We start from the raw sequence: 12,900 nt of genomic DNA on the forward strand, positions 1-12,900 counted from the left end.
CGTTGGAACCGATGCGATGAACCGAGTGACCGTGCGCTACGCCCTGTTGTTGATCCTGGCCGTCCCGGCGTTCGCGCAGGCATCCAGCTTCGCCGGCAGTTCCGCCGGCTCGTCCTCGGCCGGCTCGGCTGGCAGTTCCGCGTCCTCGGACAGCAGCTCCGGCGACGACAAGCTGGTGCTGCAGGCGCGCGACGATGCGGCCGGTTTCGTCGCCAGCGCCGGCCGCATCCGCGGCGCGCAGCTGGAGGCGGCGCTGCGCGTGCTGCGCGAGCGCAACCCGCAGGCGCAGCAGGCCGGCGACCTGCAACTGGCGCAGGCCATCCTGGCGCTGTGATGGCGCGCCGGCGGCGGCGCCGGCTGGCGTGGCTGACGCTGCTGTGGCTGGCTTGCGCAATGCCTGCGCAAGCCTTGCAGTTGCGGGTCGATGCGGACGGCTTGAGCGCGCCCGAACGCGCGGCCAGCCAGGCGCTGCTCGACGCGACGCTGCCGAAGTTGCCGCCGGCCTGGACCGCGGCGCTCACGCTCCCGCTGACCCTGCAGTGGCGCGACGACCTGCCTGAGCAGGTGCACGGCAGGGCGCAGGCACGCCATCTGCTGTTGAACAAGGCGGTGCTGCGCGCGTGGATGGCGCAGCCCGCCGCCGGCACCGAGAGCGGCGCTAGCGCGTCAACGCGGCCGGCGCTGGCCGCGCTGTTGCATGAACTGGCGCATTTCTACGACCGCTCCGCAGCGGGCCGGCTGTCGTCGGATCCGCGCCTGCTGGATCTGGCCGGCTGGCAGGTCAGTCCGATGCGGCTGGGCCTGCGCGTGGGCCGCAACGCCTCCAGCGAGCGCAGCCCGGACCGGTACGAACTGGAGTCGCCGGCGGAATTCGTCGCGGTCAACCTGGAACACTTCCTGCTCGATCCGGACTACGCCTGCCGGCGCCCGGCGCTGGCGCGGTATTTCGCGCAGCGCCTGGCCTGGTCGCCGCCGGCGAGCGCCTGCGCGCCCGGACTGGCCTATCTGCAGGATCCGCTGGCCGACGAGGCGGCGCTGCTGCAACTGGATCCGGCGCGGGTCTATGCGGTGGACTACCTGCTGGCCGAGGGCAACGCACAGCCGATGAGCCATTGGGGCCACAGCATGCTGCGGCTGGTGATCTGCGCGCCGGGGCGGCCGCCCGGTCCGCAGTGCCGGCTGGACCTGGCCTATCACAAGGTGCTGTCGTTCCGCGCCTTCGTCGACGACGTGCAGATCTCCAACCTGCGCGGCCTGCTTGGTTCGTATCCGTCGCGGCTGTTCGTGCTGCCGCTGCGCCAGGTGGTCGACGAATACACCCAGGTGCAGCTGCGCGGCCTGCAGTCGATTCCGCTGCGGCTGGCGCCGGAGGAGATCGCGGCGCTGCTGGAGCGTGCCGCGCAGCTGCACTGGAGCTACGACGGGCGCTATTACTTCCTCAGCAACAACTGCGCGGTGGAAACCTACAAGCTGCTGCACGACGGCGTGCCGCGCCTGGCCGGCGCGCGCCTGGCCGGGATCAGCCCGACCGGCCTGCTGCGGCGCCTGGCCCGCGCCGGCATCGCCGACACCGCGGTGCTGGATGCTGCCGACGCCGCCGCACGCCAGGGCTATTACTTCGCACCGGCGAGCGCGCACTACGCGGCGATGTTCGCGGTCGCACGCACGCAGCTGGCGCTACCGGCGCGCACCGCGCAAACCTGGCTGGACCTGCCGGCGGCACAGCGCGCGCCCTGGCTGCAGCGCGGCGACCTGCGCGCCAGCGCCGCCTTGCTGCTGCTGGAGAACGCCGCGCGCCGGCGCCAGGAGCAGCGCGGCCGCGACGCGTTGAAGCACCGCTATCTGGCCAGGGCGCATCTGCCTGCGGCGCAGGCTGGCGGTTCCGGCGTCGGTGCCGGTGCAGGTGCCGGTGCCAGCGTCGCCAACGCGGCGACCGGCGCGGCCGCGGCCGACGAGACCAGGGACGCGGCGGCGGCAGTGCGCGCGGTGCTGGCGCAGCAGGGCCTGTTGAGCCAACCGTCGACGCTGCTGCAAGGCCAGCCCGGCTACGGACTGCCGCAGGCGCGGGAACGCGCATGGCTGCAGCTGCAGGGCCAGGCAAGGATCGATGCGCTGCGCCGCGACGGCGCCGCGCTGCAGGCGCGGCTGCACGCCTTGCTGCCGCCGCTGCTGCGCGCGGAACTGCAGCAGATCGACGCGAACCTGGCGATGCTGGGGACGCGCTTGCGCGATCTCAATCGCGATAGTGGCGGACTGCAGCTGGTTTCGCCTTCATTGCTGCAGCCTGCCGGCAAGCGATGATGCGGAGGCGATTCGACCGCGGCAGCAATTGCTCAAGCGTCGGATCCGCAGGACGTCTCCATCCTGGGGGCGATGTCGCACGACGGAAGTCGCTCCTGCATGATTGAGCTGCGGGCATTCCAGAACATTCGTTGGGAGCCGACTCTCAGCCGCGACTGAAGCCGCTGGTGTCTTGGCTGGACGAGGCGCTTCGCTCCCTACCCTCACCCCAACCCCTCTCCCGGGGGGAGAGGGGCTAAAGCGCGCAGTCCCTTCTCCCCTCGGGGGAAGGTGCCCCGCAGGGGCGGATGAGGGTACGGGCGAAGCCTCGTGCAATCGAACATCGCGTAAGCGGATCACGGTGAAGCCTCAGGGGCGCAGTAACACGCGTCCCGCTGTCGCCGCTGCGCCGTCGCCGCTACGGCACATCCAGGCCGGCGTCTTCGCCGTAGCGATCCAGCCAGGCGTCGCGCAGCGGGTTCTGGCGATACTTCGCGCGCAGCGTGGCCCAGGTCGCCTCGTTGCCGTCGCAGTACTTCGCCATCGCCGTTTCCAGTTCGCGGCGGCGTGCGGCAGCGTAGGGCTCCTCGCCGGCGAAGTGGGTGCACACGTCCTGGCGCGCGACGAACGCCCGGATCTCCTGCGGCAGCGCGCAGAAGCCGGCGTGGTGCTCGGGATCCACCTCCGCCGGGATCGTGCAGGCGGCCTCGGCCAGGCCCGGCGGGGTCAGCAGCACCGCCAGCGCGATGTCGCGGCGTGCGCGCATGCGCTCAGTCGGCGCGCCCGGCGAACTCGCCGGTGCTGGTGTTGACCAGCACGCGTTCGCCGTTGCCGATGTACTCCGGCACCATGATCTCGATCCCGGTGTTGAGCCTGGCCGGCTTCGGCCGCTTGGTCGCGGTGCCGCCCTTCAGCTCCGGTGGGGTTTCGATCACTTCCAGGGTCACGCTCTGCGGCAACTGCACCGCCACCGGCTGGTCGTCGATGACCTGCACGTAGAGGCCGCTCAGGCCCTCGGTGATGTAGCCGGCGTCGGCGCCGATCACGTCGGCATCGAGGGTGTACGGGGTGTAGTCCTCGTCGTCGAGGAACACGAACGCCTCGCCGTCCTTGTACGAGAAGGTGGCCTGGTGGCGGGTCAGCTCGACTTCGCGCAGGTCGTCATCGCCGTCGAAGCTGGCGTCGAGCTTGTTGCCGCCCGGCACGCTGTACATCACGAAGCGGAAGCGCACGTTGCCGCCGCGGCCCTGCGGCGAGCTGCGCTCGATGTCGCGGATCTGATAGACGCCGTTGTTGTACTCGACGACGTTGCCTTTCTTGATTTCGCTGGCTTTCATGAGTGCTGGGAATCGTGAATTGGGAATAGGGAATGGGAAAATCAAAAGCGGGAAAGCGAGTATCCGGAGACGGGGAGCGCTTTGCGATTCCCCATTCCCGATTCCCCATTCCCTGCTATTTAGGCGCCAAGCGAACCGCGCCGTCGAGGCGGATGACCTCGCCGTTGAGATAGCGGTTGCGCAGCAGGAACATCGCCGTGTCGGCGAATTCCTCCGGACGGCCCAGCCGCGGCGGGAACGGGATCGCCGCGGCCAGCGACTGCTGCACCGCCTCGGGCATGGCGTCCACCATCGGGGTCCAGAAGATGCCCGGGGCGATGGTGTTGACGCGGATGCCGAAGCGCGCCAGTTCGCGCGCCAGCGGCAGGGTCATCGCCACCACGCCGCCCTTGGAGGCGGCATACGCGGCCTGGCCGATCTGGCCTTCGTAGGCGGCGACGCTGGCGGTGTTGACGATCGCGCCGCGTTCGCCGTCCTCGCCCGGCGCGTTGTGCTGCATCAGGTCGGCGGCGGCCTTGGCGACGTTGAAGCTGCCGACCAGGTTGACCATCACCGTGCCCTGGAACGTGGCCAGCGCCATCGGCGCGTCCTTGCCGAGCACGCGGCCGGCGCCGAGGATGCCGGCGCAGTTGATCGCGGCGTTGAGCCCGCCGAGGAAGTCGCGCGCGGCGCCGAGTTGCGCCGCCACCTGCGCCTCGTCGCTGACGTCGGTACGGAAATAGCGCGCCTGCGCGGCGCCGAGCGCGGCGACCGCGGCCGCGCCCTTGTCGTCGTTGAGATCGAACAGCGCGACCTTGCCGCCGTCGGCGACGATGCGCTGCGCGACCGCCAGGCCGAGCCCGGACACGCCGCCGGTGACCACCGCGCGGATATCGGCAAGCTGCATTGGGTGCTTCCTTCCAGGAAAGCGTGCATTTTAGCCGTCTGGAGGCCGGGACCGGGGACCCGAGGAACGTCTCTCGGGAAGGCCTCACTACTTTGCCAGCTCGGTCGGCGTGGTCGAGCAGAGCATGGCCGGTCGGTCGCGGTTACGCCGCCGCCAGCGCCTGGCCGACCTTGCTGCCGGTGGGCCGGCCGAGTTTCTGCGCCAGCCAGCGTCCGGTCGCGGCCAGCGCCTGCAGGTCGATGCCGGTGGCCACACCGCTGCCGTGCAGCAGGTAGACCACGTCCTCGCTGGCCACGTTGCCGCTGGCGCCCTTGGCGTACGGGCAGCCGCCGGCGCCGGACACCGCCGCATCGATCACGCGCACGCCTTCCTCCAGGCATGCGGCGATATTGGCCAGGGCCTGGCCATAGGTGTCGTGGAAATGCACCGCCAGCGCCGCCAGCGGGACGTCGGCGGCGACCGCGCGCAGCATCGCCCGCGCCTTGCCCGGGGTGCCGACGCCGATGGTGTCGCCCAGCGAAATCTCGTAGCAGCCCATGGCGTGCAGCTGCCGCGCCACCCGCACCACGTCGGCCAGCGGCACCGCGCCCTGGTAGGGGCAGCCGAGCACGGTGGAGACGTAGCCGCGCACCTTGACCCCGTCGGCGGCCGCGCGCGCCAGCACCGGCGCGAAGCGCGCCAGCGATTCGTCGATGCCGGCATTGGTGTTGGTGCGGTTGAAGGTTTCCGAGGCGGCGGTGAACACCGCGACCTCGCGCACCCCGACCGCCGCGGCGCGCGCGTAGCCCTGCAGGTTCGGCACCAGCACCGGGTAGTCCACGCCGGGCGCCGGCACGATCCCGGCATAGACCTCGGCGGCGTCGGCCAGCTGCGGCACCCATTTCGGGCTGACGAAGCTGGTCGCCTCGATGCTGCGCAGGCCGGTGCGCGACAGCTGCGCGATCAGTTCGATCTTGTCGGCGGTGGCGACCCAGGCCTTCTCGTTCTGCAGGCCGTCGCGCGGTCCCACTTCCACCAGGCGGACGAAGTCGTTCATCGGCCGCGCCCGCGCCGCGGCGCGCAGGCGGGCGCCGACGCGTGGCGCGCGCTGCGGAGCGGAACGGGTGGATTGGCGGTCGCATGCAGTGCGCGGTGGAACCCAAGGCTGGGTTCCAGGTCGGTGCAGCGCCGCCCGATGTGGTCGAGCGCGCTCACCAGAATCCGATCCAGTCCGGGTCGCGTTTGTCCAGGAACGCGCTCAGTCCTTCCTGGCCTTCGGCCGAGACCCGCAGCCGCGCGATCAGTGCGGCGTTGTCGCGGTCCAGCGTGGCGCTGTCGCCGCCGGCGGCGACCCGGCGCACCAGCGCCTTGGCGCCGGCGGCGGCGAGCGGGCCGGCCCGGCCGAGCAGTTCCACCTGGCGCTGCACCGCCGCGTCCAGCGCGGTCGGCGCCACCGTCTGGTGCACCAGGCCGATCTGGGTGGCGATGGCCGCGTCGAACGCCTCGGCGCTGGCGCACCAGCGCCGCGCCTGGCGCGCGCCGATCGCAGCGATCAGGTACGGCGAGATCACCGCCGGCAACAGGCCCAGGCGGCTCTCGCTGAGTCCGAAGCGGGCGTCGGTGGAGGCCACGGCGATATCGCAGCAGGCGACCAGCCCGACCGCGCCGCCGAAGGCCGCGCCGTGCACCCGCGCCACGGTCGGCTTGGGCAGCTCGTCCAGGGTGCGCATCAGCCGCGCCAGCGCCAGCGCGTCGGCCCGGTTCTCCGCCTCGCTGGCGCTCGCCATCGAGCGCATCCATTGCAGGTCGGCGCCGGCCGAGAACGCCGCGCCGGCGCCGGCCAGCACCACCACCTTGACCGTCGGATCGGCGCCGATCTGGTGCAGCGCTTCGGTCAGCTGCGCGATCAGCGCGGCGTCGAACGCGTTGCGCACCTCGGGTCGGTTCAGCCGCAGCGTCAGGACCTTGCCTGAGCGCTCCAGCAGCAATGCATCGCTCATCGGCAGTTCTCGTACGGAGGGATAACGGCAGCCATATGGGAATCATAGCGGGCCGCGCCGGCCACGCCATGACGCGCTGCGACGATGCTACAATTGATAACCATTCTTATCGACGGAACGTTCCGTGACGTTGTCCGATATGCCGCTGCGCAGCACCGCCAGCGTAGAGACCGTGCACGACCGCCAGCCCAACGACGCCATCGCGCGCCGCTTGCGCGAGCTGGGTTTCGTCGCCGGCGAGCAGGTGCAGGTGCTGGCGAGCGGTCCGGTCGGCGGCGAGCCGTTGCTGGTGCAGGTCGGCTATACCCGTTTCGCGCTGCGCCGCAGCGAAGCGGCGCGGGTGCAGGTCAGCGTCGCCGCCGAGGCGCAGCCGTGAGCGCGGAACTGGTCCCGCTGCGCCTGGCCCTGGTCGGCAACCCGAACTGCGGCAAGACCGCGCTGTTCAACCAGCTCACCGGCAGCAAGCAGAAGGTGGCCAACTACGCCGGGGTCACCGTCGAGCGCAAGGAAGGCCGCTTCCGCGCGCCGTCCGGGCGCGACTTCGCGGTGCTCGACCTGCCCGGCGCCTACAGCCTGCAGCCGGCCAGCCTGGACGAGGCGATCACCCGCGACCTGTGCCGCGGCTTCTATCCGGGCGAGCCGGCGCCGGATGTGCTGGTGTGCGTGGTCGATGCCACCAACCTGCGCCTGCACCTGCGCTTCGCGCTGGAGCTGCGCGAGCTGGGCAAGCCGATGCTGGTGGCGCTGAACATGGTCGACGCCGCGCAGCGCCGCGGCATCCGGATCGACCGCCAGGCGCTGGAAGACGCGCTCGGCGTGCCGGTGATCGAAACCGTGGCGGTGCGCCGCAACGGCGCCAAGGCCCTGGTCGAGCGGCTCGACGCGCTGGCCCCGGCGCTGCCGCCGGCGGTGGCGCCGGCCGAAGGGCAGGGCGACTACCACCAGCAGGTGCGGCGCATCCTCGCCGCGGCGGTGTCGATGCCGAGCCGTACCTCGCGCATCGACGACGCGCTGGACCGCTGGCTGCTGCACCCGGTCGCCGGGCTGCTGACCCTGGCGGTGGTGATGTTCCTGATCTTCCAGGCGGTGTATGCCTGGGCCGCGCCGCTGATGGACCTGATCGACGGCGGCAGCAAGGCGCTCGGCGCCTGGGTCGGCGCGACGCTGCCGGCGGGGCCGCTCAACAGCCTGCTGGTCGACGGCATCATCGCCGGCCTCGGCGGGGTGGTGATCTTCCTGCCGCAGATCCTGATCCTGTTCGCCTTCATCCTGGCGCTGGAGGAATCCGGCTACCTGCCGCGCGCGGCGTTCCTGCTCGACCGCATGATGGCCGCGGCCGGGCTGTCCGGGCGCTCGTTCATCCCGCTGCTGTCCAGCTTCGCCTGCGCGGTGCCCGGGATCATGTCCACGCGCAGCATCCAGGATCCGCGCGATCGCCTGGCCACGATCCTGGTGGCGCCGCTGATGACCTGCTCGGCGCGGCTGCCGGTGTATGCGCTGCTGATCGGCGCGTTCATCCCGCAGCAGAAGGTCTGGGGCGTGTTCAACCAGCAGGGCCTGGTGCTGTTCGGGTTGTATTTCGCCGCGATCGCCAGCGCGCTGGCGGTGTCGTGGACGATGAAGAAATGGCGCCGCGACAAGGGCGAGCATCCGTTGCTGCTGGAGCTGCCGTCGTACCGCGTGCCGCACCTGCGCGACCTGGCGCTGGGCCTGTGGGAGCGCGCGGCGATCTTCCTCAAGCGCGTCGGCGGCATCATCCTGGCGCTGACCATCCTGCTGTGGTTCTTGCTGTCGTTCCCGGCGGCGCCGGCCAATGCCACGCTGCCGGCGATCGACTACAGCTTCGCCGGCCGCATCGGTCATGCGATGACCACGGTGTTCGCGCCGCTGGGCTTCAACTGGCAGATCTGCATCGCGCTGATCCCCGGCCTGGCCGCGCGCGAAGTGGCGGTGGCGTCGCTGGCGACGGTGTACGCGCTGTCGGCGGCCGACGACGATGCCGCCGCGCAGGCGCTGTCGCCGCTGATCCACGATGGCTGGTCGCTGGCCACCGCGCTGTCGCTGCTGGTCTGGTACATCTACGCGCCGATGTGCATTTCCACCCTGGCCACGATCAAGCGCGAGACCAACTCGTGGAAGCAGATGAGCTTCGCCGCGCTGTACCTGTTCGCGCTGGCGTATTTCGCCTCGCTGCTCACCTATCAGATCGCGGTGGCGCTGGGAGCCGGCTGAGATGAGTACCTCGCTGCTGCTGCAGTACCTGGTGATCGCGCTGGCGGTGCTGCTCAGCGTGTGGGTGGTGCTGAAGAAGCAGGCGCCCGGCACCGCGCGCAAACTGCGCGGTGCTGTCGCCCTGCGCCTGCTCAAGCCGGGCCGCGCGTCCTGGTTGCAGGCGTTGGGCCGCAGGATCGCGCCTGCGGCCACGGGCGCTGGCGGCGCCTGCGGCGGCTGCGACAGCTGCGGGCCGACGCCGCGTTAGCGCACTTTCGCGGTGTGCTGGATTGCCGGTTCGCGGCAGCGCGCGCGTGGGCAGGCCTGGCTGGTTTACACTGCGCCACGCCGCAGGGGCGGCTCAAGGAGGAGTAGGGCATGAGGATATTGGTGTTGCTTGCGGTGCTCGCTGTCGCGGCCTGCGTGTATCGTTTTGGCGGCGAATCGATCGACGAAGCGCAGGTGCGCGATCTCTATCTGCGCGAGCAGCGCGCGCTCGAGACACTGGATCACGAAGCGCTTTGTGCGATGTTCAGCGAAGACTTCACCCAATCGATGCTGGTACGTCGCGAGTCCGAGCAAAAGCACGTGACCATGGACAAGGCGCAGGTCTGCGCGGCCAGCGAGGACGCGACGCGCGTGTTGAGCCAGCTCGCGTCCGCGGGCCGGCGCAGCGAACTCTACCAGTACAGCTACACCATCCTCAGTGTCGAGATCGCGCCGGACCAGCGCTCGGCGCTGGTCGAGGCGCGCTCCACCCTGGCCACTCCGTTCCTGCGGACCACCACGCGGACCCACGACACCATCGTGCGTCGACGTTGGCGTACCTATGCCAGTGCCAGCGAAGGCACGACCTGGGTCGGTCCGGTCTATCGCTGACCGTCGCTGTCGCTTGCGCTGCGCCGCACAGTGGAGTGCGGCCATGCCTAATGGCCATGACGACCTCCTTCCAGTTCTCCCGCCGTGCGCAGGCGCTGACCAGTTCGGCGATCCGCGAAATCCTCAAGGTCAGCGAGCGCCCCGGGGTGATCTCCTTCGCTGGCGGCTTGCCGTCGCCGGACACGTTCCCGGTGGCGCGCATGCAGCACGCCTGCGACAAGGTGCTGCGCGAGGCGCCGCAGGCCGCGCTGCAGTACGGCCCGACCGAAGGCTATCTGCCGCTGCGCGAGTGGGTGGCCGCGCGCCTGAGCCGCGACGGCGCCACGATCCGCCCGAGCCAGGTGTTGATCACCACTGGCTCGCAGCAGGGCCTGGACCTGCTCGGCAAGGTGTTCATCGACGAAGGCAGCAAGGTGCTGGTGGAGACGCCGAGCTACCTCGGCGCGCCGCAGGCGTTCTCGCTGTTCCAGCCGGCGTTCGCGGCGATGCGCTCGGACGACGACGGGTTGGTGGTGGATGCGCTGCTTTCGTGCCGTGCGCGCCGTTCTTCGCGGTCGAGCCGCAGCGCAACACCTTGCGCCTGTCGTTCGTGACTGTGCCGGAAGCGCGCATCGACGCCGGCGTGCGCATCCTCGGCGAGCTGTTGCTGACCGAAATCGCTGCGCGGTGGCCTGATCCGGCACCCGGGCGCCTGCGCATGAACCCGGCTGCGGCAATTGTTGGGGGTGGGGCCGGGACTCGGGAGCGGAAACCCGGGACCCGGAGCAGCCAACAGCCGAACCTCGGCGCTCGCCGCGTTTGCCCCGCATCGGCTGCGCTCGGTTGCTTTTCCCTCTGTCGCGCATCGCGACAAACCGCTACCTTGTAGCGATGATGGCGATGACCACTTCCCCCGTGCGTGTGTTGATTCATGGTGCGGCCGGCCGCATGGGCCAGGCGCTGTTGCGCCTGGCCGCGCAGGACCCGGCGCTGCAGGTGGCGGCCGCGGTGATCCGGCGTGCGCCGGCGCAGCGCGTCGTCGACGGGGTGCCGTACTTCGCCGCGACCGAACTGAATGGTGTGCCGGCGTTCGACGCGGCGGTGGATTTCAGCCTGCCGCAGGGCTTCGCCCCGGTGCTGGCGCTGTGCGTGGCGCGCAGCGCGGCGCTGGTGTCGGGCACCACCGGCCTGGACGAGGCGCAGCGGCAGGCGCTGACCGACGCGGCGGCGCGCATCCCGCTGATCTGGGCGTCCAACTTCAGCCTCGGCGTGGCGGTGCTGAACGAGCTGGTGGAACGCGCCGCCGCGGCGCTGCCGGGCTGGGACTGCGACATCGTCGAATCGCACCATGTGCACAAGCAGGACGCGCCGTCCGGCACCGCGCTGACCCTGGGCGAGGCCGCGCTGCACGGCGGTGCGCAGCCGCGCTACGCCAGCCTGCGCGCCGGCGACATCGTCGGCGAGCATCTGGTGCAGTTCGCCGGGCTCGGCGAGCGGGTGGAACTGGTGCATCGCGCCAGCAACCGCGACATCTTCGCCCGCGGCGCGCTGCATGCCGCCGCGCGTCTGCCGGGCCGCGCGCCCGCGGCTTACCGGCTGCGCGACCTGCTCGGCTGAACGGCGCTTTCATATAAACGTCTGGCGCGGACAGGTCCGCGTCGGTACAATTCCCGCTCGCCTGTTACCCATCGCCACGGACCCGGAGAAGCGCCGAGTTCGCGGTTTCTTGCAGCCGCAAGTTGGTGGGGCAGGGTTCCTCTCTCCCCAAGGCGAACCCCGTGACTCAACCCGCAATCCTTGTCCTTGAAGACGGCACCGTGTTCGAGGGCGAATCCGTCGGCGCCGCCGGCCTGTCCGTCGGCGAAGTGGTGTTCAACACCGCGATGACCGGCTATCAGGAGATCCTCACCGATCCGTCCTACGCCCGCCAGCTGGTCACCCTGACCTACCCGCATATCGGCAACACCGGCTGCACCGACCAGGACGACGAAGCCGCCCAGGTCTGGTCGGCCGGGCTGATCGTGCGCGCCGTGCCGCGCCGTCCCAGCAGCTGGCGCAGCCAGGTGTCGCTGCCGGACTGGCTGATCCAGCGCGGCGTGGTCGCCATCGCCGGCATCGATACCCGCAAGCTGACCCGCATCCTGCGCGAGAAGGGATCGCAGAACGGCGCGGTGATGGCCGGCGAAGTGGACGTGGACACCGCGCTGCAAGCGGCGCGCAAGTTCCCGGGGCTGAAAGGCATGGACCTGGCCAAGGTGGTGTCCACCGACAAGGCGTATCCGTGGCGCGACGGCCAGCTCGATCTGGACAGCAACGCGTTCGCGCAGGCCGCGCCGAAGTACAAGGTGGTGGCCTACGACTACGGGGTGAAGCTCAACATCCTGCGCATGCTCGCCGAGCGCGGCTGCGAGGTCACCGTGGTGCCGGCGCAGACGCCCGCCGCCGAGGTGCTGGCGCTGCAGCCGGACGGCGTGTTCCTGTCCAACGGCCCGGGCGATCCGGCGCCGTGCGACTACGCGATCGCCGCGATCAAGGAACTGGTGGCCAGGAAGATCCCTACCTTCGGCATCTGCCTGGGCCACCAGTTGCTGGCGCTGGCCGCCGGCGCGCAGACCCTGAAGATGGGCCACGGCCACCACGGCGCCAACCATCCGGTGCAGGACCTGGACAGCGGACGGGTGATGATCACCTCGCAGAACCACGGCTTCGCGGTGGACGAAGCGTCGCTGCCGGCCAACGTGCGGGTGACCCATCGCTCGCTGTTCGACGGCACCAACCAGGGCATCGAACTGACCGACGCGCCGGCCTTCAGCTTCCAGGGCCACCCGGAAGCCTCGCCGGGCCCGCGCGATGTGGCGCCGCTGTTCGATCGGTTCACCGCGCTGATGGCGGCCGCCGCCTGATGAGCGCCGCGCTGGCGCCGTCGCTGCGTCCACGCCGCTGGCGTTGGGGCGTATTGGCGTTGCTGGCGCTCGCCGCGTACCCACTGTTCGTGCTGGTCGCGGTCTATGCGCAGTGGCTCGGCGCCGGCCTGCCCGGCGGGCGCAACGGCCCGGCCGATGCGTACCGCCACAGCCTGGCCAGCGCCATCGTCGCCTACACCTTGTCGCCGCGCTGCGTGGACTGGGTGACGGCGGTGATGGAGCGCGACGGCCGCGGCAACGCGAGCCGGGCGATGGACGCCCACAACAACCGGATCGGCGCGCGCATCGGCGCCGCCGCTCCCAGCTGGGCCGCGATGCAGCGCGAGGTTCGCGCCGCGGTCGACCATGGTGCGATCGACGCCCGATCGTCCGACCAGATCACCTGGCGCGCCCCCGCGGCGTGGCAGGACCGACTTTACTGAGAA

General features: G+C 70.8%; 14 protein-coding genes and 1 pseudogene. 10 read left to right on the forward strand and 5 right to left on the reverse strand.

Annotated elements, in window-relative coordinates; all coding sequences use genetic code 11:
- The first annotated feature begins 16 nt into the window (after positions 1–16).
- The gene (locus FZ025_RS18790; protein ID WP_046980614.1) at positions 17–334 is read left to right on the forward strand and encodes a DUF2388 domain-containing protein; all 318 of its coding nucleotides are present in this window, start codon (positions 17–19) and stop codon (positions 332–334) included.
- Positions 334–2,301, forward strand: a complete 1,968-nt coding sequence (locus FZ025_RS18795) for an Lnb N-terminal periplasmic domain-containing protein (RefSeq protein ID WP_104558982.1) — start codon at positions 334–336, stop codon at positions 2,299–2,301. The genes FZ025_RS18790 and FZ025_RS18795 overlap by 1 nt, the downstream gene beginning before the upstream one ends.
- A gap of 397 nt (positions 2,302–2,698) precedes the next feature.
- Here FZ025_RS18795 and FZ025_RS18800 read toward each other — a convergent pair whose 3' ends face one another.
- From FZ025_RS18800 to FZ025_RS18820, 5 genes are all read right to left on the reverse strand, one after another.
- The gene (locus tag FZ025_RS18800; protein ID WP_046979375.1) at positions 2,699–3,046 is read right to left on the reverse strand and encodes a hypothetical protein; all 348 of its coding nucleotides are present in this window, start codon (positions 3,044–3,046) and stop codon (positions 2,699–2,701) included.
- Between the two features lie 4 nt (positions 3,047–3,050).
- Positions 3,051–3,617: an elongation factor P-like protein YeiP gene (gene yeiP, locus FZ025_RS18805; protein ID WP_046979376.1), complete on the reverse strand. Its 567-nt coding sequence runs from the start codon at positions 3,615–3,617 to the stop codon at positions 3,051–3,053.
- 115 nt (positions 3,618–3,732) lie between these two features.
- Complete coding sequence (locus FZ025_RS18810) at positions 3,733–4,503, reverse strand: SDR family oxidoreductase (RefSeq protein ID WP_046979377.1); 771 nt, start codon at positions 4,501–4,503, stop codon at positions 3,733–3,735.
- Positions 4,504–4,645: 142 nt separating this feature from the next.
- Positions 4,646–5,539: a hydroxymethylglutaryl-CoA lyase gene (locus FZ025_RS18815; protein ID WP_046979378.1), complete on the reverse strand. Its 894-nt coding sequence runs from the start codon at positions 5,537–5,539 to the stop codon at positions 4,646–4,648.
- A gap of 154 nt (positions 5,540–5,693) precedes the next feature.
- Positions 5,694–6,482, reverse strand: a complete 789-nt coding sequence (locus FZ025_RS18820) for an enoyl-CoA hydratase-related protein (protein ID WP_046979379.1) — start codon at positions 6,480–6,482, stop codon at positions 5,694–5,696.
- Between the two features lie 124 nt (positions 6,483–6,606).
- Between FZ025_RS18820 and FZ025_RS18825 the strand changes: the two genes are divergently transcribed.
- The 8 genes and pseudogenes from FZ025_RS18825 to FZ025_RS18860 all read left to right on the forward strand — a co-directional run bounded on the left by FZ025_RS18825 (position 6,607) and on the right by FZ025_RS18860 (position 12,897).
- On the forward strand, positions 6,607–6,858 hold the full coding sequence (locus tag FZ025_RS18825; protein WP_104558981.1) for a FeoA family protein: 252 nt from the start codon (positions 6,607–6,609) through the stop codon (positions 6,856–6,858).
- Positions 6,855–8,714, forward strand: coding sequence for a ferrous iron transporter B (gene feoB, locus FZ025_RS18830; protein WP_104558980.1), 1,860 nt, complete (start codon positions 6,855–6,857; stop codon positions 8,712–8,714). Before FZ025_RS18825 ends, feoB begins: the two co-directional genes overlap by 4 nt.
- Before the next feature lies 1 nt (position 8,715).
- Positions 8,716–8,961, forward strand: a complete 246-nt coding sequence (locus tag FZ025_RS18835; protein WP_104558979.1) for a DUF6587 family protein — start codon at positions 8,716–8,718, stop codon at positions 8,959–8,961.
- 110 nt (positions 8,962–9,071) lie between these two features.
- Positions 9,072–9,572: a nuclear transport factor 2 family protein gene (locus FZ025_RS22545; protein WP_146093619.1), complete on the forward strand. Its 501-nt coding sequence runs from the start codon at positions 9,072–9,074 to the stop codon at positions 9,570–9,572.
- Positions 9,573–9,628: 56 nt separating this feature from the next.
- A pseudogene (locus FZ025_RS18845) lies at positions 9,629–10,096 on the forward strand (aminotransferase class I/II-fold pyridoxal phosphate-dependent enzyme); the annotation flags it as partial.
- Between the two features lie 355 nt (positions 10,097–10,451).
- On the forward strand, positions 10,452–11,168 hold the full coding sequence (gene dapB / locus FZ025_RS18850; RefSeq protein WP_104558983.1) for a 4-hydroxy-tetrahydrodipicolinate reductase: 717 nt from the start codon (positions 10,452–10,454) through the stop codon (positions 11,166–11,168).
- A gap of 161 nt (positions 11,169–11,329) precedes the next feature.
- Positions 11,330–12,454, forward strand: a complete 1,125-nt coding sequence (gene carA, locus FZ025_RS18855; RefSeq protein ID WP_104558977.1) for a glutamine-hydrolyzing carbamoyl-phosphate synthase small subunit — start codon at positions 11,330–11,332, stop codon at positions 12,452–12,454.
- Positions 12,454–12,897, forward strand: coding sequence for a DUF6973 domain-containing protein (locus FZ025_RS18860; RefSeq protein WP_104558976.1), 444 nt, complete (start codon positions 12,454–12,456; stop codon positions 12,895–12,897). Before carA ends, FZ025_RS18860 begins: the two co-directional genes overlap by 1 nt.
- The last annotated feature ends 3 nt before the right edge of the window (positions 12,898–12,900 follow it).

The organism is Xanthomonas hyacinthi (assembly GCF_009769165.1).
Taxonomy (GTDB): Bacteria; Pseudomonadota; Gammaproteobacteria; order Xanthomonadales; family Xanthomonadaceae; genus Xanthomonas_A; species Xanthomonas_A hyacinthi.

Excerpts from the sequence above, each read along its gene's own strand:
- FZ025_RS18790 (WP_046980614.1), top strand. The coding sequence starts at position 17 with ATGAACCGAGTGACCGTGCGCTACGCCCTGTTGTTGATCCTGGCCGTC.
- FZ025_RS18795 (WP_104558982.1), top strand. The coding sequence starts at position 334 with ATGGCGCGCCGGCGGCGGCGCCGGCTGGCGTGGCTGACGCTGCTGTGG.
- FZ025_RS18800 (WP_046979375.1), bottom strand. The coding sequence starts at position 3,046 with ATGCGCGCACGCCGCGACATCGCGCTGGCGGTGCTGCTGACCCCGCCG.
- yeiP (WP_046979376.1), bottom strand. The coding sequence starts at position 3,617 with ATGAAAGCCAGCGAAATCAAGAAAGGCAACGTCGTCGAGTACAACAAC.
- FZ025_RS18810 (WP_046979377.1), bottom strand. The coding sequence starts at position 4,503 with ATGCAGCTTGCCGATATCCGCGCGGTGGTCACCGGCGGCGTGTCCGGG.
- FZ025_RS18815 (WP_046979378.1), bottom strand. The coding sequence starts at position 5,539 with ATGAACGACTTCGTCCGCCTGGTGGAAGTGGGACCGCGCGACGGCCTG.
- FZ025_RS18820 (WP_046979379.1), bottom strand. The coding sequence starts at position 6,482 with ATGAGCGATGCATTGCTGCTGGAGCGCTCAGGCAAGGTCCTGACGCTG.
- FZ025_RS18835 (WP_104558979.1), top strand. The coding sequence starts at position 8,716 with ATGAGTACCTCGCTGCTGCTGCAGTACCTGGTGATCGCGCTGGCGGTG.
- FZ025_RS22545 (WP_146093619.1), top strand. The coding sequence starts at position 9,072 with ATGAGGATATTGGTGTTGCTTGCGGTGCTCGCTGTCGCGGCCTGCGTG.
- dapB (WP_104558983.1), top strand. The coding sequence starts at position 10,452 with ATGACCACTTCCCCCGTGCGTGTGTTGATTCATGGTGCGGCCGGCCGC.
- FZ025_RS18860 (WP_104558976.1), top strand. The coding sequence starts at position 12,454 with ATGAGCGCCGCGCTGGCGCCGTCGCTGCGTCCACGCCGCTGGCGTTGG.